This window comes from Bacillus sp. KICET-1 (assembly GCF_027721405.1).
Lineage (GTDB): Bacteria > Bacillota > Bacilli > Bacillales > Bacillaceae > Bacillus > Bacillus velezensis.
Genome location: NZ_CP113515.1, coordinates 1,884,022 through 1,909,018, shown reverse-complemented (window position 1 = coordinate 1,909,018; position 24,997 = coordinate 1,884,022). Strand labels below are relative to the sequence as shown.

General features: G+C 48.0%; 23 protein-coding genes, 21 tRNA genes and 2 rRNA genes. 7 read left to right on the top strand and 39 right to left on the bottom strand.

Going from position 1 to position 24,997, the window contains the following annotated elements; all coding sequences use genetic code 11:
• Positions 1–123: 123 nt before the first annotated feature.
• Positions 124–528: a phage holin family protein gene (locus tag OVA33_RS09850; protein WP_007408834.1), complete on the bottom strand. Its 405-nt coding sequence runs from the start codon at positions 526–528 to the stop codon at positions 124–126.
• Between the two features lie 152 nt (positions 529–680).
• Positions 681–1,118: a Dps family protein gene (locus OVA33_RS09845; protein WP_007408835.1), complete on the bottom strand. Its 438-nt coding sequence runs from the start codon at positions 1,116–1,118 to the stop codon at positions 681–683.
• 124 nt (positions 1,119–1,242) lie between these two features.
• Here OVA33_RS09845 and ytzI point away from each other — a divergent pair, with 124 nt between their 5' ends.
• Positions 1,243–1,392 (top strand): YtzI protein, encoded by a 150-nt coding sequence (ytzI, locus tag OVA33_RS09840; protein WP_014418700.1) that lies wholly within the window; start codon positions 1,243–1,245, stop codon positions 1,390–1,392.
• Here ytzI and OVA33_RS09835 read toward each other — a convergent pair.
• Together OVA33_RS09835 and OVA33_RS09830 are read right to left on the bottom strand one after the other, a co-directional pair.
• Positions 1,389–1,832: a FixH family protein gene (locus OVA33_RS09835; protein ID WP_014418701.1), complete on the bottom strand. Its 444-nt coding sequence runs from the start codon at positions 1,830–1,832 to the stop codon at positions 1,389–1,391. The genes ytzI and OVA33_RS09835 overlap by 4 nt on opposite strands.
• 114 nt (positions 1,833–1,946) lie before the next feature.
• A complete protein-coding gene (locus OVA33_RS09830) occupies positions 1,947–2,420 on the bottom strand; it encodes an S-ribosylhomocysteine lyase (RefSeq protein WP_003152237.1) in 474 nt (157 codons plus the stop codon).
• Positions 2,421–2,544: 124 nt separating this feature from the next.
• Between OVA33_RS09830 and yidD the strand changes: the two genes are divergently transcribed.
• The gene (gene yidD / locus OVA33_RS09825; protein ID WP_007408838.1) at positions 2,545–2,772 is read left to right on the top strand and encodes a membrane protein insertion efficiency factor YidD; all 228 of its coding nucleotides are present in this window, start codon (positions 2,545–2,547) and stop codon (positions 2,770–2,772) included.
• Here yidD and OVA33_RS09820 read toward each other — a convergent pair.
• Together OVA33_RS09820 and OVA33_RS09815 are read right to left on the bottom strand one after the other, a co-directional pair.
• Entirely contained in the window at positions 2,769–3,338 is a 570-nt protein-coding gene (locus OVA33_RS09820; protein WP_003152233.1) for a beta-class carbonic anhydrase, read from the bottom strand. The two genes, yidD and OVA33_RS09820, sit on opposite strands and share 4 nt — an antisense overlap.
• A 118-nt stretch (positions 3,339–3,456) precedes the next feature.
• Positions 3,457–3,705, bottom strand: coding sequence for a type B 50S ribosomal protein L31 (locus tag OVA33_RS09815; protein ID WP_003152229.1), 249 nt, complete (start codon positions 3,703–3,705; stop codon positions 3,457–3,459).
• A gap of 197 nt (positions 3,706–3,902) precedes the next feature.
• Between OVA33_RS09815 and OVA33_RS09810 the strand changes: the two genes are divergently transcribed.
• From OVA33_RS09810 to OVA33_RS09800, 3 genes are read left to right on the top strand one after another with little or no spacing between them, the layout of a single operon-like run.
• Positions 3,903–5,234, top strand: coding sequence for a cytochrome ubiquinol oxidase subunit I (locus OVA33_RS09810; protein ID WP_025649757.1), 1,332 nt, complete (start codon positions 3,903–3,905; stop codon positions 5,232–5,234).
• Positions 5,235–5,256: 22 nt separating this feature from the next.
• Positions 5,257–6,297, top strand: coding sequence for a cytochrome d ubiquinol oxidase subunit II (locus OVA33_RS09805; protein WP_021494497.1), 1,041 nt, complete (start codon positions 5,257–5,259; stop codon positions 6,295–6,297).
• Between the two features lie 57 nt (positions 6,298–6,354).
• Positions 6,355–6,513, top strand: coding sequence for a DUF1540 domain-containing protein (locus tag OVA33_RS09800; protein WP_007408842.1), 159 nt, complete (start codon positions 6,355–6,357; stop codon positions 6,511–6,513).
• A gap of 15 nt (positions 6,514–6,528) precedes the next feature.
• On the opposite strand, the gene OVA33_RS09795 is transcribed toward OVA33_RS09800, so the two are convergent.
• From OVA33_RS09795 to OVA33_RS09750, 10 genes are all read right to left on the bottom strand, one after another.
• Positions 6,529–7,410, bottom strand: a complete 882-nt coding sequence (locus OVA33_RS09795) for a metal ABC transporter permease (protein WP_061862507.1) — start codon at positions 7,408–7,410, stop codon at positions 6,529–6,531.
• The gene (locus OVA33_RS09790) at positions 7,400–8,686 is read right to left on the bottom strand and encodes a metal ABC transporter permease (protein ID WP_063636804.1); all 1,287 of its coding nucleotides are present in this window, start codon (positions 8,684–8,686) and stop codon (positions 7,400–7,402) included. The genes OVA33_RS09795 and OVA33_RS09790 overlap by 11 nt, the downstream gene beginning before the upstream one ends.
• The gene (locus OVA33_RS09785; protein ID WP_014418707.1) at positions 8,686–9,438 is read right to left on the bottom strand and encodes a metal ABC transporter ATP-binding protein; all 753 of its coding nucleotides are present in this window, start codon (positions 9,436–9,438) and stop codon (positions 8,686–8,688) included. The genes OVA33_RS09790 and OVA33_RS09785 overlap by 1 nt, the downstream gene beginning before the upstream one ends.
• Positions 9,439–9,458: 20 nt before the next feature.
• Positions 9,459–10,376: a metal ABC transporter solute-binding protein, Zn/Mn family gene (locus OVA33_RS09780; protein WP_017418426.1), complete on the bottom strand. Its 918-nt coding sequence runs from the start codon at positions 10,374–10,376 to the stop codon at positions 9,459–9,461.
• A 269-nt stretch (positions 10,377–10,645) separates the two neighbouring features.
• Positions 10,646–11,761, bottom strand: coding sequence for an o-succinylbenzoate synthase (gene menC / locus OVA33_RS09775; protein ID WP_014418709.1), 1,116 nt, complete (start codon positions 11,759–11,761; stop codon positions 10,646–10,648).
• A complete protein-coding gene (locus OVA33_RS09770) occupies positions 11,758–13,221 on the bottom strand; it encodes an o-succinylbenzoate--CoA ligase (RefSeq protein WP_017418427.1) in 1,464 nt (487 codons plus the stop codon). The genes menC and OVA33_RS09770 overlap by 4 nt, the downstream gene beginning before the upstream one ends.
• 87 nt (positions 13,222–13,308) lie before the next feature.
• Complete coding sequence (menB, locus tag OVA33_RS09765; RefSeq protein ID WP_003152221.1) at positions 13,309–14,127, bottom strand: 1,4-dihydroxy-2-naphthoyl-CoA synthase; 819 nt, start codon at positions 14,125–14,127, stop codon at positions 13,309–13,311.
• Positions 14,128–14,185: 58 nt separating this feature from the next.
• Positions 14,186–15,010 (bottom strand): 2-succinyl-6-hydroxy-2,4-cyclohexadiene-1-carboxylate synthase, encoded by an 825-nt coding sequence (gene menH, locus OVA33_RS09760; protein WP_017418428.1) that lies wholly within the window; start codon positions 15,008–15,010, stop codon positions 14,186–14,188.
• Positions 14,998–16,734: a 2-succinyl-5-enolpyruvyl-6-hydroxy-3-cyclohexene-1-carboxylic-acid synthase gene (gene menD / locus OVA33_RS09755; RefSeq protein WP_017418429.1), complete on the bottom strand. Its 1,737-nt coding sequence runs from the start codon at positions 16,732–16,734 to the stop codon at positions 14,998–15,000. The genes menH and menD overlap by 13 nt, the downstream gene beginning before the upstream one ends.
• Positions 16,731–18,146, bottom strand: coding sequence for an isochorismate synthase (locus OVA33_RS09750; protein ID WP_017418430.1), 1,416 nt, complete (start codon positions 18,144–18,146; stop codon positions 16,731–16,733). The genes menD and OVA33_RS09750 overlap by 4 nt, the downstream gene beginning before the upstream one ends.
• A 282-nt stretch (positions 18,147–18,428) precedes the next feature.
• Between OVA33_RS09750 and OVA33_RS09745 the strand changes: the two genes are divergently transcribed.
• Both OVA33_RS09745 and OVA33_RS09740 read left to right on the top strand, forming a co-directional pair.
• Entirely contained in the window at positions 18,429–19,148 is a 720-nt protein-coding gene (locus tag OVA33_RS09745; RefSeq protein WP_017418431.1) for a TraR/DksA C4-type zinc finger protein, read from the top strand.
• A gap of 156 nt (positions 19,149–19,304) precedes the next feature.
• Positions 19,305–19,775, top strand: a complete 471-nt coding sequence (locus tag OVA33_RS09740; RefSeq protein WP_014418714.1) for a TspO/MBR family protein — start codon at positions 19,305–19,307, stop codon at positions 19,773–19,775.
• 35 nt (positions 19,776–19,810) lie between these two features.
• Here the strand turns inward: OVA33_RS09740 and OVA33_RS09735 are convergent.
• From OVA33_RS09735 to OVA33_RS09625, 23 genes are all read right to left on the bottom strand, one after another.
• Positions 19,811–19,882, bottom strand: a tRNA-Glu gene (locus OVA33_RS09735).
• Between the two features lie 3 nt (positions 19,883–19,885).
• A tRNA-Ser gene (locus OVA33_RS09730) sits at positions 19,886–19,976 on the bottom strand.
• A 3-nt stretch (positions 19,977–19,979) separates the two neighbouring features.
• A tRNA-Asn gene (locus OVA33_RS09725) sits at positions 19,980–20,054 on the bottom strand.
• Positions 20,055–20,064: 10 nt separating this feature from the next.
• Positions 20,065–20,141 (bottom strand) — tRNA-Ile (locus OVA33_RS09720).
• A gap of 15 nt (positions 20,142–20,156) precedes the next feature.
• Positions 20,157–20,230: transfer RNA gene (locus OVA33_RS09715), tRNA-Gly, on the bottom strand.
• An 8-nt stretch (positions 20,231–20,238) separates the two neighbouring features.
• Positions 20,239–20,314 (bottom strand) — tRNA-His (locus OVA33_RS09710).
• A 20-nt stretch (positions 20,315–20,334) separates the two neighbouring features.
• Positions 20,335–20,410: transfer RNA gene (locus OVA33_RS09705), tRNA-Phe, on the bottom strand.
• A gap of 10 nt (positions 20,411–20,420) precedes the next feature.
• Positions 20,421–20,497 (bottom strand) — tRNA-Asp (locus OVA33_RS09700).
• A 6-nt stretch (positions 20,498–20,503) separates the two neighbouring features.
• A tRNA-Met gene (locus OVA33_RS09695) sits at positions 20,504–20,580 on the bottom strand.
• 19 nt (positions 20,581–20,599) lie between these two features.
• Positions 20,600–20,692 (bottom strand) — tRNA-Ser (locus OVA33_RS09690).
• A gap of 7 nt (positions 20,693–20,699) precedes the next feature.
• Positions 20,700–20,776, bottom strand: a tRNA-Ile gene (locus OVA33_RS09685).
• 2 nt (positions 20,777–20,778) lie between these two features.
• Positions 20,779–20,855, bottom strand: a tRNA-Met gene (locus OVA33_RS09680).
• 20 nt (positions 20,856–20,875) lie between these two features.
• Positions 20,876–20,948, bottom strand: a tRNA-Ala gene (locus OVA33_RS09675).
• Between the two features lie 4 nt (positions 20,949–20,952).
• A tRNA-Pro gene (locus tag OVA33_RS09670) sits at positions 20,953–21,029 on the bottom strand.
• 16 nt (positions 21,030–21,045) lie between these two features.
• Positions 21,046–21,122, bottom strand: a tRNA-Arg gene (locus tag OVA33_RS09665).
• Between the two features lie 9 nt (positions 21,123–21,131).
• Positions 21,132–21,217 (bottom strand) — tRNA-Leu (locus OVA33_RS09660).
• A 19-nt stretch (positions 21,218–21,236) separates the two neighbouring features.
• Positions 21,237–21,311: transfer RNA gene (locus OVA33_RS09655), tRNA-Gly, on the bottom strand.
• A 9-nt stretch (positions 21,312–21,320) separates the two neighbouring features.
• A tRNA-Leu gene (locus OVA33_RS09650) sits at positions 21,321–21,404 on the bottom strand.
• Positions 21,405–21,414: 10 nt separating this feature from the next.
• Positions 21,415–21,490: transfer RNA gene (locus OVA33_RS09645), tRNA-Lys, on the bottom strand.
• Positions 21,491–21,527: 37 nt separating this feature from the next.
• Positions 21,528–21,603: transfer RNA gene (locus OVA33_RS09640), tRNA-Thr, on the bottom strand.
• Positions 21,604–21,632: 29 nt separating this feature from the next.
• Positions 21,633–21,708: transfer RNA gene (locus tag OVA33_RS09635), tRNA-Val, on the bottom strand.
• Positions 21,709–21,731: 23 nt separating this feature from the next.
• Positions 21,732–21,847: ribosomal RNA gene (gene rrf / locus OVA33_RS09630) — 5S ribosomal RNA — on the bottom strand.
• Positions 21,848–21,897: 50 nt separating this feature from the next.
• A 23S ribosomal RNA gene (locus OVA33_RS09625) occupies positions 21,898–24,827 on the bottom strand.
• Positions 24,828–24,997 lie beyond the last annotated feature (170 nt).

The window sequence follows — 24,997 nt, the reverse complement described above, 5'->3', positions numbered from 1 at the left end:
TCTAATCCGTTCCTTCATATCTTCCATACATCATACCACAGTTGCGTTTGTTCGGAAGCCCTTTATCAAAAATTCAGAGGAAAACCATCATACCCGCTAGTATAGCCTCCTTTGAAGCAAATGTTACGGTTTGCGCTTGAATTTATTTTTCAGGGTATCCAATAGGTCGACGAGCACCTGCGGAACCGGTATGCCCAGCGAGCTTGCCGTAATCACGATCTGAACCGATTCGTATAAGATATAAAACATGATAGCCAAATTACGGATGGCGCCTTCGGTATGAAGCAGCTGGTCAAAAAAATGGCAAACTGAGACTAATGCCAGGGTCACGATTTTTTTGACCAGCCGCGCAAAAAGCTTTCTTGCGCTCAGCTGCTGCAAAAGAGATTCTTTTAAGCTTGTACTGATAAACTCAATCGCCATGACCGATAGCAAAATCAGAAACGAATACTGAAAACCTCCGAAGAAAAACCCCGCTGCCGACACGATCACTGCAAAAAACGAAAAGATGCCAAAGTCTTTGCCCACTTGATCCAACATCCTTTCACAGAAACGGCCTTACATTATTCTATGAAAAGTGAATGGAACGGACTGGATTTTTCAGAAAAATGGACAACACCTCTCTTCGGCAGCCAAATAAAAGACCGAGTGCTTTATAGCCCCGGTCTTCCCTTGTTGATTTATCCTAAATACGCTTTCAGCATCCAGTTATGTTTCTCGATATTCTGGTGAATGGCAAGCAGCATATCACCGGTCGTTTCGTCTCCTACCTCATCTGCGAGGTCCATGCCGCTTTTCAGCTCTTCCGCAATGACAGTGAAATCATCATAAATGTTCTGTACCATTTGTTCTGCGCTCTCATTGCCTTCCGCTTCTTTTACAGACGCTGTCTTCAATGATTCCGTCATTGTGCCGATCGGCTTGCCGTTTAATGCCAGCAGACGTTCTGCCAGATCATCAATATATGTAGCCGTTTCGTTATACAGCTCCTCGAACTTTTCATGCAATGTGAAAAAGTCCTTCCCTTTGACGTACCAATGATAGTTATGTAATTTCACATACATGACCGTCCAGTTTGCAACTTGCTTATTGACTGCATCCAATAGTTTTTCTGACATGCCTATCTTCCTCCTTTGGTTTACTATTGATATACCCTATATATCGTGTGTTAAAACATAAATTTTTAGCCCTTGATTTTACGGATGGAAAATATGTTATGATTTGTTAAAAAGGAGGGATTTCATGCTGCTTCTTCTGAGCTTCGGCTTTCTTATCGTGCTCGCCGTGCTGCTTTTATCCATCTGGTCGACTGTAAGAGCTTATAATGTAAAACATACGATTGACCCGCCGGAGGACGCATCAAAAGGCTTAACGGATAAAAAAGATCCTTAATGATGATGCGTCTGTTCCTCATGGCCGGAGGAATCATCGGCAGCTTCAGCATCCCCGACACGCACTTTTACAGTCGGCATATTATGCTGCTGTTTTGCCGTTACGTGGGATTGAACGGTATAGACACCCTCTTCATCAAATTCAGTCCGCAGGTGATACGCCCCTTTTTCCTCCTTGGCCTTGCTTGTTTTGCTGCTGCCTTTTTTTCCTTCTTTCCATACTTCAAACATGACTTCATCCGCATCCGTGACACGCTTGCCGCCGTAAAAAACCTCCGCCTTGTATTCCGCTTTTTCATGCGGTGCTGCCGTTTCCGGTCCTGTAAGCTTGACCTCAAGCGCTTTAGGCTCCTCATCCGCGGAGGTTTTGTCCGAATTGCCCCCGCAGGAAGATAATAAAAATACCATACCGCACATACCTGCCAATACAGCCCGTTTCATCCCATCACTCCTTTATGTTTGCTTCTATTTTAGCAAACGCTTACACACAAGGTGTGACATTTTTTAGAAATATGTAAAAAAGCCTTTTTGCATGTCAGCAAAAAGGCCTGTTTTTTATCCGAACACTTTCAGCAAATCTTCTTTATCCTGTGACAGCCAGAAACGCATCAGGCGTTTCGCGCCTTCTAAATCATGAAGTTTCGCCTGGCCGCACTGTTTTTCGTTGGCCGCCGGAATCTCCGTAATATCGATGGCTTCTTTCAGCGTAGCGTCAAGCAGGTCCACAATTTCTTCCGCTGTCGGCTCGCCGCTGACAACAAGATAATAGCCTGTCTGGCAGCCCATCGGTGAGATATCTATGATGTCGAAGTGATCGTATTTCTCAGAATGTGTGCGAATCGTAAACGCAAGCAAGTGCTCAAGCGTATGAATCGTATCCGGCTTCATCGCCTGTTTGTTCGGCTGGCAGAAGCGAATGTCAAACTTATTCACGACGCCGTCTGTTCCGACTTTATGCACTCCGCAATGTCTTACATACGGAGCCACAACCGCATTATGGTCAAGCTCAAAACTTTCTACTGAAGGCATAATGGCACTCCCTTTTTTTCAGAATATGCATCCATTATAACACAGTTTTCCGATAAGAATTGTGGCGGAAGCTTTTCAATCTGAAATTTTTTTTCTATACTAGCATCAGAAAGGTGGTTTTTTGATGAAAACCATAATGATTGCGTTCATCCGCGGATACCAGAAGTTCATCTCTCCGCTGACACCGCCGTCATGCCGCTTTTATCCGACGTGTTCACAGTACGGAATCGAAGCCGTCAAGACTCACGGCGCATTAAAAGGCGGATGGCTGACACTGAAGCGGATTTTAAAGTGCCACCCTTTTCATCCGGGCGGTGTTGATCCCGTACCGGACAAAAAACAAAAACATTAGTCCATATGCTGGTAGCCGTCGATCACCAGATCAAGTTTACCGGTTTCAGGATCAATCACCAGACCGTGCACCGGCACATTGTCAGGGAATAGCGGATGGTGTTTAATGACGTTTACGCTGTCTGTAACACTCGCTTCTACTGAATCAAAGCTTTTCAGCCATTGATCAAGATCAACTCCTGAGTGCTTCAGCATGTCAATCCGCTCTTTCGGAATACCGCGGTCGATAATTTTATCAAGCATATCCTCGCTGTTGATTTTGCTCATGCCGCAATCATGGTGGCCGATAACGCAGACTTCATCGGCGTTTAATTCGTATACGGCCACTAAAAGGCTGCGCATGATACTTCCGAACGGGTGGGCGACAAGCGCGCCGGCACTTTTAATAATTTTCACATCGCCGTTTCGCATGTTCATCGCATGCGGAAGCAATTCTACAAGACGCGTGTCCATACAAGACAAAATCGCCATCTTTTTATCCGGGAATTTAGATGTTTGGTATTTTTCATAATCTTTGTTTTTAGTGAACTGCTCATTAAATTGCATGATATCGTTTAGAAGACTCATCTTGGTGTTTCCTTTCTTCTTTTTTATTCACAATATAACATAAGACGGGTCAATTCGTCACTCCCCGCACGAGATGACAAAGTGCTCAATAAATAAGACAAACCCCATTGGGCTTGTCTTATTTCCCCATATTGTATTTTTTGTTGAACTGTTCGACTCTCCCGCCTTTTTCGTTGAATTTTTGGCGGCCTGTATAAAACGGATGCGTATCTGAGCTGACTTCTACTTTAATCAGCGGGTATGTTTTTCCGTCTTCCCACTCTGCCGTTTCCTCTGACGTTTTCGTAGAATGGCTTAAAAAGCGGTAGCCGCTGTTCACATCTTGAAAAATCACCTGATGGTTATCCGGATGAATATCTTTTTTCATGCTGATCTCCCTTTCTCAAATCGTAATGATTACGTTTTATTTTAAACCTTAAATAACCGCTTGTCAATCATATATGCCCTGATCCCTTGGTTTCTAAACCCTGCACATATATGGAATCAGAAGAATAATCTAATCGCTTCAGCAAATAATATAACCACATTACATAATACGGTAATTTAGAAAGGCGGTTTATGATCGTGGATGATTTAGTGTTAGCCAGAAGCCTGTTCGGGACAACCATGGGCTTTCATATTATTTTTGCGACGCTTGGTGTCGGCTTGCCTCTGATGATTTTAATGGCTGAATTGATTTATCAGAAAACAAAAGATCCGCATTATGCCATTATGGCGAAAAGGTGGACGAAGGCGCAGGCTGTTCTGCTCGGCGTGGCGATACCGACCGGAACGATCGCGGGTACACAGCTTGCCCTTTTGTGGCCCGGATTCATGGAAGTCATCGGCAGGGTGATGTCACTCCCGTTTCAGATTGAAATTTATGCTTTCTTTATCGAAGCGCTGTTTATGTCCATTTATGTCTACGCCGCTGACCGGCTGACTCCGGCGATGCGCATCATTGCCGTTATTTTCGTTTTGATCGGCGCCGCGGCATCCGCCGTCTTAATCACAAATGTTCACGCATTTGAAGGAACGCCGGCCGGCTTTAAAATTTTAAACGGCAAAATCACTGACGTCGAACCGTGGGCAGCGTTTTTTAATCCAAGCTTTTTCACCACCGCGGGCCATGTCGTACTGACGGCTTTCATGACCGGTGCATTTATCGTTGCGTCAGTTGCGGCTTATAAAATGCTGAGAACGAGAAAACAGGAGCAGGTATACCGCTTTCACCGAAAAGCGCTGCTGCTCGCCTTAACGATCGGCGGGATATTCTCCATTCTTGCCTCTTTAAACGGTCACGAGTCAGCCCAGCTTCTTTACGAATACCAGCCTGAGAAGCTTGCGGGCGCAGAAGGGCTGTTTGAAACTAGATCACACGCTCCGCTTGCGATCGGGGGTTTTACTGACGCAAAAGAAGAAAAAGTAAAATGGGCGATAGAAGTACCCTGGGCTTTAAGCTTTTTGGCTGCAAACAGCTTTGATACCGTCGTCAAAGGATTGAACGCGTTTCCGAAAGACGAGTGGCCGCCTTTATTCATCCATACACTTTTTAACGGAATGGTCGGCATCGGGATGCTGCTCATTTTGTACTCAATCGTCGGCATCGTCTGGAGAAAAATTTTAAAGAAAGACAGCTTTCCGACTTGGCTTTTGATTTTATTTTTAACCGCAGGACCGCTTAGTCTGATCGGAATTGAATTCGGGTGGATATTCGCTTGTACGGGGCGGCAGCCATGGGTGATTTACCATCTCTTGAAAACGTCTGATGTCGTCACGACAACCGGTTCAATCGGTTTGCTGTTCATCCTGTTTACGGTCGTTTACGCCATTTTGGCAGCCGCAGTCATTTATGTGCTGCTTTATTATTTCCGCAAACATCCTGTTGAAGAGGATGTAAAAGCGGCGGAATCCTAACAATAGAAAGGGCTGAATTGAAATGGACATTACCATGGATGCTCTCATTGCGATATCAATCGTATGGGGCTTCGTGTTTATCTACGCGGTCATGGCAACGATGGACTTCGGAGCAGGCTTTTGGTCGATGATTTATTTAAATAGAGAACAAACAAAGGCGACAAACATCGCCAACCGTTATTTGTCCCCGACATGGGAAGTGACCAACGTCTTTATCGTCGCGATCGTTGTCGCCCTATTCAGCTTCTTTCCAGGGGCAACCTTCGTGCTGGGAACCGTTTTATTGATCCCGGGGAGTATTATTTTGCTGCTTTTGGCCATCCGCAGCGGCTTTCTCGTCTTCTCCAATACTGCGAAGGAAAGAAAAATCATGAGATATATCTCCGGAATTTCGGGCTTCATTATTCCCGCTGTTCTGATTTTGGTCCTTCCGGTCACACACGGAGGATTTATTGAGAAGACGGGCGGCGTGTATCACCTGAATTTGGAAAATGTCTTTACAAGCCTTAATGCGTATGCGTTTATCGGCTTTGCCATTTTAAGCACTTTATTTTTATCTTCACTGCTTCTGGCCGATTTTTCAAATGTTGCGGAAGAGGAGCATGCGTACCGCATCTACAGACGGAGCTCTTTACTAACAGGGCCGCTGTCGCTTCTGTTTGCCTTCTTCATTATGCTGACATTACGCTCTGAAGCCGGCTGGCTGTATACGGGGATGATGAAAGACAAGACATGGCTCATTCTGTCTGTCATTACATTTATCATTGCCGGCGTGGCTCTGTTTTTGCCGAATAAGCGCTTCGGCCGCAACCTCGGCAAACCGAGAATCGCCATGATCGCCATTGCGCTTCAATACTTTCTGGCAAGCTATGCATACGGACGGGCGCATCTTCCTTATATGATTTATCCGGATATTACGGTCATGTCAGGATTTACGGAGCCGGCAACCTTCAGGGCGCTGTTTATGACGTATATCGTCGCTTTCATCATTTTGTTTCCCGGGTTTTATTTCTTCTGGAAGCTCTTTATGAAAGACAGACGTTATATCCGCCAGGAGGAATAACAGAAATCAGGGCGGCTCATACTAATGGCGTACCTTTTATCTTGGAGGGGAGCCAGCATGGACCAAAAAATTCTGTGTGAAGTCAATAACTGTTCATATTGGGGCAGAGGAAACAAATGCACGGCCGACGCTATTTATGTGGTCAGCCATACAGGCGAAACCGCTGAAAAAAGTGAAGAAACGGATTGCAAAACCTTTAAACCGCATGATTTATAAAAGAAAAGAGCTGTTTTATACAGCTCTTTTTAATTTCCGCGCCGCAAGCCTTTTTGAAATCAGCCCTTGAGCCGGAGAAAACAGAAAGGCCAGCAGAAAAAACACGCCGGTCATCGCAGCCATCGCACCTGAAATTGACACGTTGAGCCATGTGGCGGCGCCATATCCCAATACGGCTGACAGCCCGCCGATACCCGCACTGATGAAAAGCATGGAAGAAAGGCGGTTTGTCAGTAAATAGGCGGCTGCAGGCGGTACAATCAGCATCGCAACGACTAAAACCGCTCCCACTGAATCAAAAGAAGCAACCGTCGTAAGCGACAGCATACCCATCTGCACATAATGAATGACCAGGACAGGAATGCCGATGGCTATCGCCATTTCCGGGTCAAAGGCGGCGATTTTAAATTCTTTATAGCAGCAGACAATCAGCAGCACATTGATGATAAGCACAGATAAAATCATCCAAAACGCTTTAGGGCCGATATCAGCGCCGAACAGCTGAGCTGTATTCCACGGAACGAAAGCAATTTCTCCCATAAGCGAATGTTCTATATCAAGATGTACATGCTTGCCGTATACAGACAGCAGAATGACGCCGACCGCAAACAAGGACGTAAAAACGACACCGATAGCCGCGTCAGACTGCACGCCTTTACTGTGCAGAAACTGTACGAAAAAAGCCGTCAGCAGCCCGGATGCCGCAGCCCCGATAAACATCGGAATTCCGTTAAGGGCTCCCGTCACAAGGAAAGCGCCGACAATTCCGAGCAGCACCGTGTGGCTGATCGCGTCAGCAAGCATCGCCATGTTTCTCAGCACAAGAAAAGTGCCGATTAACGCGCAGCTCACGCCGACTAAGATTCCCGTTGCGATAATCCACGCTTCATAACTCATTGTAAGCGCCTCCTTTCTCCTTTTGAAGTGATTCATTCGGCATTCGCCCGTGCAATCGTAAAAGCTGCAAAAGCTTTTCTTTCAGTTCTTTCGGCAGAAGATCCGGATGAAATTCGTCCCTGGCGGCCGTTTCTATACCGGCCAGTTCCGTTTCATGCATGAGGTAAACTTCATACATGCGCTGTGATAAGACAATTTCGTATCCCTTCGTCAGCCCTGCCTCCGTCATCCGCCATTGTTCGGCTCCGCTGCGCTTGAGGTATCCCTTTTTCTCCAGTTTCCTGATAGGGCGCTCCCATTCTTTTTTCAACATCTGCCCGGTGACTGAGGTTTCATTCGTTTGTTCACTCATCTCGTAAATAGCTGAGAGCGTTTGTTCAAAAGCGGTCTTTTTTCTCAGCCGGAAAAGTTTAACCGTCTTTGACACCAGTCCGCGATCCGGAGCGAATAATAGAGAAAACAGAAAAACGGAAGACGCGCTTAAAATAATTAACGGCCCGGTCGCCATACCGTCCGTCGTCGTACTTAAAAGCGTTCCCGCCACACCGGATAACCCGCCGATTAATCCGGACAGCACGATCATGACCGTTAAACGCTCCGTCCAATACCTTGCGGCGATCGCCGGCGTAATAAGCATGGCCGCCATTAAGATGACACCGACCGTCTGCAGCCCGATCACAACCGCACAAACAATTAAAAAAACCAGCAGTCCGTTCAGAAACCTGACAGGCAGTCCCGCCCCTTTCGCAAATGCCATATCAAATGTGATCAATTTGAATTCCTTAAAAAAGACGGCGCACAATAAAAGCAGAACGGCAGAAATGACTCCGATGATGACAATGTCCTGTTTAACGAGTGACGCCGCCTGACCGAATAAAAAAGAATCAAGCCCGCTCTGGCTTCCGGAACCGAGTCTTTGAATATAGGTCAGAAGAATAATGCCGATCCCGAAAAACACGGACAATACGATGCCGATCGCAGAATCCTCCTTCGTTTTTGAATGCTCCGTGATGTTCTGGATGCACCAAGTTCCAGCAAGCCCCGCGGCAGCCGCTCCGATCAAGAAGAACAGCATCGTCTTTTCTCCGGCAATGAGAAACGCAAGACATACTCCGGGCAAAGCCGAATGAGCCATGGCGTCGCCGATCAGACTCTGCCTCCTGAGAAGCACAAAGCTTCCCAGCACGCCGCTTGCCATGCCGAGAAGCAAAGTTCCCGCCAACACCCATTGGGTATTCGGTTCCTGAAGCTGAAGCCATATATGATGCAGCGCCATCAGCCCGTTCCCCCTTCGGCCAGGAGGTGATCTTTCAAAAATGCAAGCCTTCCTCCGTACGTTTTTTGTAAATTTTCGATTGTAAACACGTGTTCAGTCGGTCCGAAAGCAATCTTTCTCATGTTCAGCAGCAGCATCCAATCGAAATACTCCTTTGCCGTCTGCAGGTCATGATGGACGACGAGCACGGTTTTTCCTTTTTGTTTTAATTCCGTCAACAGCGTGATAATCGCCCGCTCCGTAGCGGCGTCAACTCCCACAAACGGTTCATCCATAAAGTATATATCCGCATCCTGACATAAAGCCCGGGCCAGAAAAACCCGCTGCTGCTGGCCTCCTGAAAGCTGGCTGATCTGCCTTTTGGCATAATCAAGCATACCGACCTTATCCAAACAGGCTTCAGCAAAATCAATATCACGTTTTTTCGGACGCCTGCACCAGCCGATATGCCCATATCTTCCCATTAAAACGACATCCAGAGCGCTTGTCGGAAAATCCCAATCCACAGAACCGCGCTGCGGAACATAGCCGATCCTCTTCCGCTCCTTTTCTGATGATTTCCCATAAATAGAGACCGTTCCGGAGGCGCTTGGCGTTAATCCTAAAACAGCTTTTATCAACGTTGATTTTCCGGCTCCGTTCGGCCCGATAATCCCGATCAGTTTTCCTTCCGGCACCTGCATGGTGACGTTCTGCAGGACCGGTTTTTTGTGATAGGCTACCGTCACATTTTCAATGCTGACAGGATACACGTCATTCTCTCCCTTCCTGTTTATTTTAATGAGCTGACAATCGTATCTATGTTATGGACGAACATACCGGCGTACGTGCCCTCTTTTGTCCCCTTTTCGCCCATGGCATCTGAATACAGCCAGCCGCCGACCGAAACATCATGACCTTTTTCTTTGGCGCCCTCAACAACCGCGTTTATTGACTTTTTCGATACGCTGCTTTCCGTAAACACAGCTTTAATTTCCTTATCCGCAAGCAGACTGACAAGCTTTTGAACATCTTTCAGTCCGTAATCAGAGTCAGTGCTCAGCCCTTGAAGTCCTCTGACCTCAAATCCGTATTCCTTGCCAAAATACGCAAAGGCATCATGTGCTGTAACTAGTACACGGCTTTTTTCGGGAATTGTCCCGATCTTTTCTCTCGATTTTTTATCTAAATATTTCAAATTCTCTTTATACTCTTGGGCGTTTTTTGTAAAGTCGTCTGCATATTCCGGTTTTGCTTTTTTTAATTGCGCTTCGATTTCGTCAACGGCATACAGCCATAACGGAATGCTGAACCATACATGCGGATCATACATATTCTCACCCGCTGGAATCAATTTCTCCTTCGGTATTGATTCAGCCACTGCTGCGGACGGCTTTTGCCTGCTGATTTTCGTTAACATATGCTCCATTTTCCCCTCTAAGTGAAGTCCGCTGTATAAAACAACATCCGCCTCCGTTAATTTTTTCGTATCTCCTTGTGATGCTTTATAAAGATGCGGGTCGACTCCAGGCCCCATCAGTGACGTCACTTCAACATGGTCTCCGCCGATATGTTCAGCGGCGTCAGCCACCTGAGAAGTGGTAGCCGTAATCGTGAGCTTTCCTTTTTGTCCGCCTGAAGATTCAGAGCTGCATGAAGACAATGCAAAACAAACCATCAGCACAGACGCCATTACACTGCTTTTTTTCATATCCGTCCCCTTTCCTTTGTCCCGTTCTCTTTTAAATGTGATGTTGATGTCAGTCTTATGACAATTCTTTATATTTAAGAACAAATGATTGATACAGGACAAAAAGTTTCCTTTGTGCAAAAATATCGCACGCACTCACATTTGTCAAGTGTCCGCTCATTAAAAAAACCGGCTGATACAGCCGGTTCAAACGGGGGAAGGGGTGATGATGAACAGTTTCAATATAACAGCAGCTTACAGGCAGCTCAACACGCTGAAATGTCTTTTTATCAGTTGTTTGTCGTAAAAACGTCCATTTGGGTGACGTATTTTCTCATTATTTCCTGATTGACTTCGACACCCAGTCCGGGACCGTCCGGAACAGAGATGAATCCCTCTTCGATATGGATGTCGGGAGTGACAATATCCTCCTCCCAGTATCGGTCTGATGAGGAAATATCACCCGGTATCGTAAATTGCGGCAGCGAAGCAAGCGCGACTGTCTGCGCTCTCGAAATGCCGGTTTCAAACATTCCGCCGCACCAAACCGGCATGTGATGCTCTCTGCATAAGTCATGTATTTTTAAAGCCTCTGTCAGGCCTCCTACACGGGCCGGTTTTATGTTAATGATTTTACAGCTCCCAAGCTCAATCGCCCGCCTTGCGTCATCATATGAGCATATGCTTTCATCAAGGCATACCGCGGTTCTCAAGTGTTTCTGCAGGTGGCGGTGATCGACAATATCATCTGCCTGAAGCGGCTGTTCTATCATCATGAGCTGGAATTCATCCAACTCTTTCAGCCTGCTGATGTCTTTCAGTTCATATGCCGAGTTGGCATCCGCCATCAGCGGTACGTTCGGAAAACGGCTGCGGATGGCTCTGACCAGATCAACGTCATGGCCGGGCTGAATTTTTATTTTTATACGTTGATAACCTTCTTTTACGTATTGCTCAATTTCCCGAAGCATCTCATCAGCCGAAGCCAGACCCACCGCCACGCCGGCGGGCACTTTATCTCTTTTGCCCCCTAAGGCTTCTGCGAGTGATATCTCTTTTTTCTTGGCATATAGATCCCACACGGCTGATTCAAGCCCCGCTTTTGCCATGCGGTTTCCTTTGAAACGCGCGAGACTGTCAGGCACCTCTGACGGATGGAAAAACTCGCGGCCTACGACATTCGGGATGAAAAAATCTCTCAGCATATGCGCGCATGTCTGAATCGTTTCTTCTGTATACCACGGAGAAGAAAACGCCGATACCTCCCCCCAGCCGGTTCTCCCGGTTTCATCGATCGCTTCCACGATCAAAAATTTACGGTCCTGCAACGTTTCAATACTTGTTTTAAACGGTTTTTTCAGCCTCATACTTACATGATAAAGGGTGATTTTTTCAATCTTAATCATGACAATTCTCCTTTACGAAGCTCATTCAGCCGATGTCTCATCAGTTTATTGGACGCGTTCCGCGGGAGCTCGTCAACCTCGAAAAAAGCAGCCGGTATTTTATATTTTGCAAGCCGCTCACGGCAAAAGACGGTCAGCTCCTCAGAACTGACAGAAGAAGTCAGCACAAGAAAAGCATGCGGCACTTTCCCCCACTTCGGATCTTCGGCTCCCGAAACACCGGCCTCCGCTACAGCCGGATGGGCAAGCAGCGCCGCTTCCACTTCTGCCGGGTAGATATTTTCTCCGCCTGAAATAATGAGGTCCGACCGCCTGTCCAGCACGTATAAAAACCCTTCATCATCCAAATAGCCAAGATCGCCCGTTTTAAACCATCCATTATGAAAAGCGGCCTGGTTTGCGTCGTCACGATGGTAATACCCTTTCATTACATTCGGGCCTTTCACCGTAATTTCACCGTGTTCAAACGGCGCACAAGGGTTTCCGTCTTTTTCAATTCTAATTTCGCATGAAAACAGCGGTTTACCGGCCGAGCCGAGCTTGTCCATGCTGAATTCCGGAGAAAGCGTGACAATCTGCGAGCAGGTTTCAGTCAAGCCGTAAGATTGGAATACCGGAAATTGTTTCCTGCGGCATTCTTCAAGGAGCGGCAGCGGTGCCGGCCCCCCGCCAAGCAGAATGCAGCGCAGTGATTCAGGACATTGTTCAGTTTCCGCAAGCAGGCCCGAAAGCATGGTCTGCACCGCTGAAATGATCGTGACCTGATGGGAACTGATGCTGTCCAGCACATCAGTGACAGAAAATTTTTGATGAAGCACGACAGGCATGCCGTAAATGACCGACTTAAACAGCGCAGACAGACCGCTGATATGAAACAGCGGCAGCGCAATAAGCCAGCGGTCCCGCTCCGTGACCCCCAGATTCAGCGCAGACGATACAGCGCTGGAATAATGATTACCGAAAGTCTGCTGCACCCCCTTCGGCCTTCCCGTTGTTCCTGACGTATACATAAGAGTCGCCGTATCATCAAGCGTTACATAAGCTTCAGGTTCAATGTCACCCGCCTCTTCAGCCTGCAGCTCGTCCACATCTAAGGCGGCAACCGCAGATTCATATTCTTTGCGGCAAAAGCCGTCCTCCGTCAATAAAAGCTTTGCCTGTGAATCTTCGAGCTGAAACAACCGTTCCTGTTTTGAGAGTTTCGTATTCAACAGCACAGCTTCCGCCCCTAATAAGAAGCATGCATGAACGGCATAAACCATTTCCGGTCTGTTAGAAAGCAAAATCGCGGCCCGGTCTCCTTTTTTAAGCGAGCAGTATTTGGACAGCCGCGCGGCCATTTGTTTAGAAGCATGATATAATTCTCTGAATGTCATCTGTTTGTTTTCAAATATGAGAGCGATTCTCTCTGGTGTCAGCTGAGCCCTTTGAATGAGCCAATTCGGCTGTTCTGTCAGCATGTTATCATCTCCGAGGTAAAAGTACTTTTTTTGAAAAGAAAACAGCTTGGACCAGAGCGGCTCAAGCTGTTTCGTAGTTTCATCTGATCACGGAAAACGAGGGAATTGACCGAAATCGGGACTGCGTTTCTCTTTAAAGGAATCGCGGCCTTCTTTCGCTTCGTCAGTCGTGTAATAAAGAAGCGTTGCATCTCCTGCAAATTGCTGAATTCCGGCGAGGCCGTCTGTATCTGCGTTAAATGCCGCTTTAAGGAAACGAAGGGCTGTAGGGCTTTTCTCAAGCATTTCTTCACACCATTTAATTGTTTCCTCTTCAAGTTTCTCTAATGGAACAACCGTATTGACAAGCCCCATGTCGAGCGCTTCCTGCGCGTTGTATTGACGGCACAGGTACCAGATTTCACGGGCTTTCTTATGTCCGACGATACGCGCCAGGTAACCTGAGCCGTAACCGGCGTCAAAGCTTCCCACTTTCGGTCCGGTTTGGCCGAAAATCGCATTATCGGCCGCAATCGTTAAATCACAGACGATATGAAGCACATGGCCTCCGCCGATGGCATAGCCTGATACCATCGCTACGACCGGTTTAGGAATAACACGGATCAAACGCTGAAGATCAAGCACATTCAGACGCGGGATCTGATCGTCTCCGACATATCCGCCGTGACCGCGGACTTTTTGGTCTCCGCCTGAACAGAATGCTTTATCTCCCGCTCCCGCAAGAACGATGACACCAATATTGGAGTCATCACGCGCACAAGCAAACGCGTCAATCATTTCTGATACCGTCTTAGGAGTAAATGCGTTATGTACCTCCGGGCGGTTAATTGTTATTTTTGCAATACCGTTATACGTCTCGTACAGGATTTCATCGTACTGACGTTCACTTTTCCATTCTGCAGCCATTGATATGACCTCCTTCATTTTTGCCTGAGTCCGGCCGAAAAGCTATTTTCTTTATGCTTTACAAGCCGTATAAAAACTCACTTACTATCTTACCAAAAATTCGCGGCTGTTCCACATGTACCGTGTGCCCCGCCTGTTTAACAACCTCTATTTTACTTGATGGGAGCAGGTTATGCACCTTTTGATTAATAGCGCAAAACTTTTCATCCCATTCACCGCATATGAGCAGGACGGGCGCCTTGATGCGGTGTAATGCCTCCCACCAGGAAGGCTGTGAGCCCGTCCCCATTCCGAGCAGGCTTCCTGCAAGTCCGGACGGATTATTTTTCAGCCTGCCGGCACGGATGGACGCCTTTACGCTGTCCGGCAGAGAAAGCTGCGTGGCAAACAACGGAATGCCCTCCCAATAATCGACAAACGATGTTATACCTTCCCGCAATATAAAGTCAGCAAGCTTCCGGTCTGACTGAATCCGCTTTTTACGTTCCTGAAGCGTGCTGAGGCCCGGGGTTGTACTTTCCAAAACAAGCGCTGACACCCGATTCGGAAATGCCTGTGCAAAGGAATACGCAAGTCTTCCCCCCATAGAATAACCAATAAGTTTCACTTTGTGAAGTTTTAATTGATCAAAAACGGCAGCAAGGTCCGCAACCTGCCGGCTCGCACTGTACCTTGCCGCTTGCACAGGCGCGTCTGTCTCCCCGTGACCCAGGCAGTCAATCATCACCATTCGTTCGCCGGGAAACATGCCGCGTAAAAACATCCATGATTCTTTGCTGCCCGTAAATCCATGCAGACAAACAATAGCATCAGACGATTCGTGTCCGCTATCAGCAGCCCGATAGCATACGCCGTCGGCCGTTCTAACAGTTACAGTTTCCATTCTTTTTTCACTTCCCGCACTGCGGCCTGCAGCAGATCGCGATGGAATTGAACTCTTGATGTCCGATCTGTTTTCAGCTCGATTATATGAAGTCCGGGCTTGTCCGCCTGCGGCTGATACGCATCCTTAAATGCTTCCCATGTCTCAGGGCAAGTATACGTCCCGCCGTACAGTGCGGCGGCATGCCGGAAATCAAGACCCGTCGGCGTACCGAACAGTTCTTCAAAATGAGTCTTATCAGATGCCTGCGGCAAAAACGAGAAAATCCCGCCGCCATCATTGTTTATTAAAATAACCGTAAGCGGAATTCCAAGTTTTTTAGCCGCTAACAGCCCGTTTAAATCATGGTAAAACGATAAATCTCCAATTACAAGCGTGACAGGAGCTTTTGTACCCTCACACAGTCCCATAGCTGAGGAGACAACTCCGTCAATGCCGTTAGCGCCGCGGTTGGCATAAACACGGAAGGAACGATCTTGTTTTTCAAAGAACGTATCCACGTCGCGAATCGGCATGCTGTTGCCGACAAAAATCGAACTGCCTTCAGGGACAAGGTGCTGAAGCTGACGATATACATTTCCTTCAAATGATAAATCATCCATGTTCGCGGCCTGTAAATGACTCCGGAACCGGTCATTGACAAATTGCCATTTCTCAAGCCATCCGGACGGCCGTTTTCCGGTTTCAGCTGAACGGACCGCTTCCAAAAACACAGACGGATGGCAATGAATCATATGCGCGCCGGCCTGGGTGGGATCTCTCCATCCTCCGTCTTCATCGACGATAAACTGCTCAATGGCAGGATCATCTCTGAGCCATAAAAAGAGCGGTTTGGAAACCGGCATCGGACCGAAGCGGATCACAGCGTCAGGGCGCAGCACCTCTTTTATTTCTTCATCTTTTAAAAACGAGTCATAAGCATCAATAATCAGCGTCTTATCATGCTCCCCGTTTCGGAGGTTTGAAAGCGGATCAGCCAAAATCGGGAACTGAAGCATCTCGGCAAGCGCAATGATTTGCTGCTTTTCTGCTTCACCGTGAATTTCGCCGCAGACGATCATACCTCTTTCGGTCCCCGCGAGACGCTCTGTAATATGACAGAGAGAATCTTGATCAGCTGACTGAATCCCTGTTGTGACTGAGACGTGCCGCCCCTTTCTCATTCTTTCAAAAGGTCCGGCTGATAAATCCGGCATCAAAGGCTCTCTGAGCGGCACATTGATATGGACTGGCCCCATCGGACGCTTCCCGGCTTCACTTACGGCTCTGCCGGCCAATGTTCTGATATAGCTCAGCATTTGAGGATTTTCCTCAGGCAGAGCCGAGTCTGTGAAAAACTTAACAAAGTTACCGAACAGAAAATGCTGGTTAATCGCCTGAGGCGCCCCCACTTCCCTCAATTCATGAGGCCGGTCAGCAGTCAGGACAATAAGCGGCACTCTTGAATAATGAGCTTCAATCACGGCCGGATAGAAGTTAGCCGCTGCCGTTCCTGACGTACAAATCAGCATGACCGGACGCTGGCGGGCTTTTGCAAGACCGAGTGCGAAAAAACCTGCGGACCGTTCATCAATCTGTATATGGACTTGAATATCCGGGTGGGCCGCCGCCAAAACCGCCAAGGGAGTTGACCTCGATCCCGGGCAAACAACCGCGTCGGTGACACCCGATAGAGCGAATTCATCAATAAAGCTTCCGATATAATGTGTAATCGGGTTTGTCAAAGCCTTTCACCTCCTAAAGCAGAGATCATCGGCTTTAGTTTAATTTGTGTTTCTTCATATTCTGATTGCGGATCTGAATCTTCAACAATACCACAGCCTGCGAAAAGCCGCGCACTTTTGCCTTCAATCAGCCCTGATCGGATAGCCACGACAAATTCTCCGTTTTCCCTGCCGTCCATCCAGCCGATCGGAGCCGCGTACCATCCGCGTGTCATCGGTTCAATATCAGCGATAACTTCAACAGCTTTCTGCTGGGGAGCTCCGCCCAATGCCGGTGTGGGATGCAGCTTTTCAATTAAATCAAACAGCGAAGCGGACGTTTTAAGATAGCCTGTGATCGGCGTATATAGATGCTGAACACTTTTTGTTTTATATAATTGCGGACCTGCAGGCTTTTTCACATCGCTGCAGCTCGACAAGAAAGAATCGTGTATCATCTGAACCACAAAATCATGTTCCGCGAGATTTTTTTCGTCATGCAGCAATTCATTGCCGAGACGGTCATCTTCTTGTTGATTTTCTCCGCGCTTAATTGAACCTGCCAGACAGGTGGACATGACGTCTTTGCCGGATTTTTTGATCAGCCGTTCCGGTGAAGCGCCGACAAAGCATTTATCTCCCTGCTCAATCGCAAAAACATAGCTTGTCGTTTGGTCTTTCAAAAGCTTACGGACAACGCTCTCTGCCGGAATAGGCCCATCATATGACAAAACGACTTCCCTTGCCAGCACGACTTTATCATATTGATTTGCTTTCATATCATTTGTTGCTGTTTTAATGGCTTCAAGCCAGTTTTCCACATCAAGTTCTTCCGCTTTTGTTAAAACAGGATATTCTTCATACTCAATTGAAGAAACTGAAAAAGCTTCCGAATAAGATTTCAGACGTTTCAGCGTATCTTCTGCCTGATTACCGTCTGCTGCCCATTGATTGACGGTTAAATAATCACCATCTGCCGTCTTTGTCAGCATGAGTGAGGGGATAAAGAACAGCCCTTCTTCGAACCCGTTCCATTCGTCTCCTCTCTCTTCAGCGGGATTAAATGAAAAACCGCCGAATAAGACAGGGCCGACCGCGGTATGCGCCGCCTCTTCTTCTTCATGAATATGAAAAGCCATCTTTTTAAAGCGCTCCCATTGTTCAAAAACGTCGTGATAACGCTTTCCATTTTTTTCATTCGATTGGAACAGCGCTTCTGTGCCAAGACCGACTATTGTTAATTCACTACCGGGTTCTGACCAAAAAAATCGTTTGCCTTTATATTTTTTTGCTCCGTCTTTGAAAAATGATAGAGGGTCTAAAGACGCAATACGTCTTGAATAGCTCAATAAGACAGCATGGTTGACTTGTTTGGCTTTATGTAATGCATGATCTGCTTCCTCTCGGAACGTATGCTGCACCGTTGTCACCATGAGACATTCCTCCATAATCCGTTAAATGCTTTTAATACAATACACCTGTGATGACTTTGTGTCAAACACACAGATTTGAGCACGACAAAATGCCCGCATTTCTTATTATAAACCTTTTTGCGCAAATGAATAAAGAAACAAACTTGAATTTTCTTTCCCCACTCTCGGCAATCACTGTATCCTTTTACTTCCTCATGGGAAAATGACTATTTTTATCCACCATTTTTCTGTGCAAAAGCGTTCATACTAACAGTAAGCATCACATAGAAACGAGGGATTGATGTGCTTACAAACGAACAGATCACACACTTAAAAAAAGAATTGGAAGAAGCCAGACATGATATTTTGAGCCGCTTTAAAGAAAATGATCAATTTCAGTTAACTGATGAATTCCCGTATCAGTCATCCGGCGAATTGTCTTCCTATGACAATCATCCTGGCGATCAGGCGACCGAATTATACGAGCGGGAAAAAGACCTGGCTCTGCTCGACCATGAACGGGAGCACCTTCGCGACATTGATTACTCTCTGAAACAAATTGAAAACGGCACATACGGCACATGTGAAGTCAGCGGCAAGGACATTCCTTATGACAGACTTGAAGCTCTGCCGACGGCTACGACATTGGCGGAATATTCCTCGCAGGATGCCGTTTCCAAAGACAGGCCGATTGAAGAGGAAACACCGTTCGGACAGTTTGAATTTGATGATGATGAATCAATCCGGGCGGCTTACGATAGTGAAGATGCTTATCAGGATGTTGAGGAATACGGAAACTCAGAAACGCCTCAGGATTTAGAGGATCCTCCGCTCAGCTATGGGGATATGACAATGAACTCAGAAGAAAACATCGGCTATGCTGAGGATTATGAAAACTTTATCGCGACAGATATTACCGGAAAAAACATTTCCGTGTATCCAAGCAAAGCACACGAAAAATATGAACAGGAACTTGACGAAGAAAGAATTATGACGACATTCGGCGATCTTCATGCTGATTAAAACCCCGGCCTGCCGGGGTTTTTGAATACAAATAAATGGTTTGCTGCATTTTCACACTGAAAACTCATACACTTAATGGTGCATGAACCTTTTAAAAGGTTTAATCTTTCCAAAAAAGGGAACTAATGTATTGACATTGAATGGCGGAGGGAACAAATGAAAAAGAAGTATATCGGTGCGATTATTGTATTTATCATTACATATGTCTTGTTTTCTTTAGCGGGGGTTCTCTTTCCCATCGACCGGGAATGGTATGACGCGCTGCAAAAAACCGACTGGACGCCGAGCGGATCAGTGATCGGTATCATATGGGCGGTTTTGTTTGCGCTTATTTCGCTCTCAGCAGCCTTGATATACGCAAAGTTTTCATGTAAAGAATCCAAAGCTTTTTGGGTGATGCTTCTCATCAATTATATCGTGAATCAAGGATTCAGCTATTTTCAATTCACACAGAAAAGTTTGCTTGCTGCATCTATCGATTGCCTGCTTGTGGCGGTGACAACACTCATTCTGTTGCTCATTGCCGGTAAATACAGTAAAGCTTCAGCCTGGCTTCTGGTTCCTTATTTATTATGGAGCGCTTTTGCCACATACCTGTCTTTTACCATTTATGCTATGAACGCATAATAAAAAACCTTGCATAGTATGCAAGGTTTTTTTAATGACCCGTACGGGATTCGAACCCGTGTTACCGCCGTGAAAGGGCGGTGTCTTAACCGCTTGACCAACGGGCCTTATGGCGGAGAAGGAGGGATTTGAACCCTCGCGCCGCTTACACGACCTACACCCTTAGCAGGGGCGCCTCTTCAGCCACTTGAGTACTTCTCCGTATGGCTCCACAGGCAGGATTCGAACCTGCGACCGATCGGTTAACAGCCGATAGCTCTACCACTGAGCTACTGTGGAAAAATCATCATGGTGGGCCTGAGTGGGCTCGAACCACCGACCTCACGCTTATCAGGCGTGCGCTCTAACCAGCTGAGCTACAGGCCCATGACAATATAAAAATGGAGCGGGTGATGGGAATCGAACCCACGACATCAGCTTGGAAGGCTGAGGTTTTACCACTAAACTACACCCGCATGTTGTTTGGGGCGATTGATGGGAATCGAACCCACGAGTGCCAGAGCCACAATCTGGTGCGTTAACCACTTCGCCACAACCGCCAAAACAATATTAAATTAAATGGTGGCTCGGGACGGAATCGAACCGCCGACACACGGATTTTCAGTCCGTTGCTCTACCAACTGAGCTACCGAGCCTTTTTATAAATGGCGGTCCGGACGGGACTCGAACCCGCGACCTCCTGCGTGACAGGCAGGCATTCTAACCAACTGAACTACCGGACCATTTTTTGGTTGCGGGGGCAGGATTTGAACCTGCGACCTTCGGGTTATGAGCCCGACGAGCTACCGAACTGCTCCACCCCGCGATGATAATTAAATTAGATATGGCGGAGGAAGAGGGATTCGAACCCCCGCGGGCTTTGACACCCCTGTCGGTTTTCAAGACCGATCCCTTCAGCCAGACTTGGGTATTCCTCCGTATAAGTGGTGGACCTTGTAGGACTCGAACCTACGACCGGACGGTTATGAGCCGTCTGCTCTAACCAACTGAGCTAAAGGTCCAATGGTAGCGGCGGAGGGGATCGAACCCCCGACCTCACGGGTATGAACCGTACGCTCTAGCCAGCTGAGCTACACCGCCAAAAAACAATTAAAATCAAGTGGAGCCTAGCGGGATCGAACCGCTGACCTCCTGCGTGCAAAGCAGGCGCTCTCCCAGCTGAGCTAAGGCCCCAAAATGGTCGGGAAGACAGGATTCGAACCTGCGACCCCATGGTCCCAAACCATGTGCTCTACCAAGCTGAGCTACTTCCCGTTTTCAAAAGTATGTATGGCGCGCCCGAGAGGAGTCGAACCCCTAACCTTTTGATCCGTAGTCAAACGCTCTATCCAATTGAGCTACGGGCGCAACAATAAGTGCCGAGGGCCGGACTTGAACCGGCACGGTAGTCACCTACCGCAGGATTTTAAGTCCTGTGTGTCTGCCAATTCCACCACCCCGGCATGGATGGTATAGTATAGTTGGAGCGGAAGACGGGATTCGAACCCGCGACCCCCACCTTGGCAAGGTGATGTTCTACCACTGAACTACTTCCGCGTTTGGCAATGCGGATGAAGGGACTTGAACCCCCACGTCTGTAAAGACACTAGAGCCTGATTCTAGCGCGTCTGCCAATTCCGCCACATCCGCAAGAAAAACATGGTGAGCCATGAAGGACTCGAACCTTCGACCCTCTGATTAAAAGTCAGATGCTCTACCAACTGAGCTAATGGCTCTTATTACAAGAGACTCATATAGTATAACATATAAAGGTGGTGCCGGCAAGAGGACTTGAACCCCCAACCTACTGATTACAAGTCAGTTGCTCTACCAATTGAGCTACACCGGCTTAATACGCCAACTTATGTATGATAGGAATGGTGGAGGATGACGGGCTCGAACCGCCGACCCTCTGCTTGTAAGGCAGATGCTCTCCCAGCTGAGCTAATCCTCCATATATTACACTTACGTGTAATAGCTTGGCGGCGTCCTACTCTCACAGGGGGAAACCCCCGACTACCATCGGCGCTGAAGAGCTTAACTTCCGTGTTCGGCATGGGAACGGGTGTGACCTCTTCGCTATCGCCACCAAACCATTGAGAGTGCTCTCTCAAAACTAGATAACAATAAGCATACATTCAAATTGGTTAAGTCCTCGATCGATTAGTATCTGTCAGCTCCATGTGTCGCCACACTTCCACCTCAGACCTATCAACCTGATCATCTTTCAGGGATCTTACTTCCTTGCGGAATGGGAAATCTCATCTTGAGGGGGGCTTCATGCTTAGATGCTTTCAGCACTTATCCCGTCCGCACATAGCTACCCAGCGATGCCCTTGGCAGAACAACTGGTACACCAGCGGTGCGTCCATCCCGGTCCTCTCGTACTAAGGACAGCTCCTCTCAAATTTCCTGCGCCCGCGACGGATAGGGACCGAACTGTCTCACGACGTTCTGAACCCAGCTCGCGTACCGCTTTAATGGGCGAACAGCCCAACCCTTGGGACCGACTACAGCCCCAGGATGCGATGAGCCGACATCGAGGTGCCAAACCTCCCCGTCGATGTGGACTCTTGGGGGAGATAAGCCTGTTATCCCCGGGGTAGCTTTTATCCGTTGAGCGATGGCCCTTCCATGCGGAACCACCGGATCACTAAGCCCGACTTTCGTCCCTGCTCGACTTGTAGGTCTCGCAGTCAAGCTCCCTTGTGCCTTTACACTCTGCGAATGATTTCCAACCATTCTGAGGGAACCTTTGGGCGCCTCCGTTACCTTTTAGGAGGCGACCGCCCCAGTCAAACTGCCCACCTGACACTGTCTCCCCGCCCGATAAGGGCGGCGGGTTAGAAGGTCAATACAGCCAGGGTAGTATCCCACCGATGCCTCCACCGAAGCTGGCGCTCCGGTTTCCAAGGCTCCTACCTATCCTGTACAAGCTGTACCAACATTCAATATCAGGCTGCAGTAAAGCTCCACGGGGTCTTTCCGTCCTGTCGCGGGTAACCTGCATCTTCACAGGTACTATAATTTCACCGAGTCTCTCGTTGAGACAGTGCCCAGATCGTTGCGCCTTTCGTGCGGGTCGGAACTTACCCGACAAGGAATTTCGCTACCTTAGGACCGTTATAGTTACGGCCGCCGTTTACTGGGGCTTCAATTCGCACCTTCGCTTACGCTAAGCGCTCCTCTTAACCTTCCAGCACCGGGCAGGCGTCAGCCCCTATACTTCGCCTTACGGCTTCGCAGAGACCTGTGTTTTTGCTAAACAGTCGCCTGGGCCTATTCACTGCGGCTCTCTCGGGCTTGCACCCTAACAGAGCACCCCTTCTCCCGAAGTTACGGGGTCATTTTGCCGAGTTCCTTAACGAGAGTTCTCTCGATCACCTTAGGATTCTCTCCTCGCCTACCTGTGTCGGTTTGCGGTACGGGCACCTCTCACCTCGCTAGAGGCTTTTCTTGGCAGTGTGGAATCAGGAACTTCGCTACTATAATTCGCTCGCCATCACAGCTCAGCCTTCACGGGAAACGGATTTGCCTATTTCCCAGCCTAACTGCTTGGACGCGGATATCCAATACCGCGCTTACCCTATCCTCCTGCGTCCCCCCATTGCTCAAATGGTGAGGAGGTGGTACAGGAATATCAACCTGTTATCCATCGCCTACGCCTTTCGGCCTCGGCTTAGGTCCCGACTAACCCTGAGCGGACGAGCCTTCCTCAGGAAACCTTAGGCATTCGGTGGAGGGGATTCTCACCCCTCTTTCGCTACTCATACCGGCATTCTCACTTCTAAGCGCTCCACAAGTCCTTCCGGTCTTGCTTCACAGCCCTTAGAACGCTCTCCTACCACTGTTCGAAGAACAGTCCGCAGCTTCGGTGATACGTTTAGCCCCGGTACATTTTCGGCGCAGAGTCACTCGACCAGTGAGCTATTACGCACTCTTTAAATGGTGGCTGCTTCTAAGCCAACATCCTGGTTGTCTAAGCAACTCCACATCCTTTTCCACTTAACGTATACTTTGGGACCTTAGCTGGCGGTCTGGGCTGTTTCCCTTTCGACTACGGATCTTATCACTCGCAGTCTGACTCCCAAGGATAAGTCATCGGCATTCGGAGTTTGACTGAATTCGGTAACCCGGTAGGGGCCCCTAGTCCAATCAGTGCTCTACCTCCGAGACTCTTACCTTGAGGCTAGCCCTAAAGCTATTTCGGAGAGAACCAGCTATCTCCAGGTTCGATTGGCATTTCACCCCTACCCACACCTCATCCCCGCACTTTTCAACGTGCGTGGGTTCGGGCCTCCATTCAGTGTTACCTGAACTTCACCCTGGACATGGGTAGATCACCTGGTTTCGGGTCTACGACCACGTACTCAATTCGCCCTATTCAGACTCGCTTTCGCTGCGGCTCCGCATCTTCTGCTTAACCTTGCACGGGATCGTAACTCGCCGGTTCATTCTACAAAAGGCACGCCATCACCCGTTAACGGGCTCTGACTACTTGTAGGCACACGGTTTCAGGATCTCTTTCACTCCCCTTCCGGGGTGCTTTTCACCTTTCCCTCACGGTACTGGTTCACTATCGGTCACTAGGGAGTATTTAGCCTTGGGAGATGGTCCTCCCGGATTCCGACGGAATTTCACGTGTTCCGCCGTACTCAGGATCCACTCAGGAGAGAACGAAGTTTTGACTACAGGGCTGTTACCTTCTATGGCGGGCCTTTCCAGACCTCTTCATCTACCTCGTTCCTTTGTAACTCCGTACAGAGTGTCCTACAACCCCAAGAGGCAAGCCTCTTGGTTTGGGCTGGTCCCGTTTCGCTCGCCGCTACTCAGGGAATCGCATTTGCTTTCTCTTCCTCCGGGTACTTAGATGTTTCAGTTCCCCGGGTCTGCCTTCTCATATCCTATGTATTCAGATATGGATACCACTCCATTACGAGTGGTGGGTTTCCCCATTCGGAAATCTCCGGATCAAAGCTTGCTTACAGCTCCCCGAAGCATATCGGTGTTCGTCCCGTCCTTCATCGGCTCCTAGTGCCAAGGCATCCACCGTGCGCCCTTTCTAACTTAACCGTTAAAAAGAATCACTACGTGATATCTTGCATTACAATTGAATGTGAATTACTTCTGTTATCTAGTTTTCAAAGAACAACGCATAGGACATGCTAACACATGCGTTGCCACAGGAAGTGGCGCATTTAGCAGGTGTTCCTATGTTTTGAAGGAATGATCCTTCAAAACTA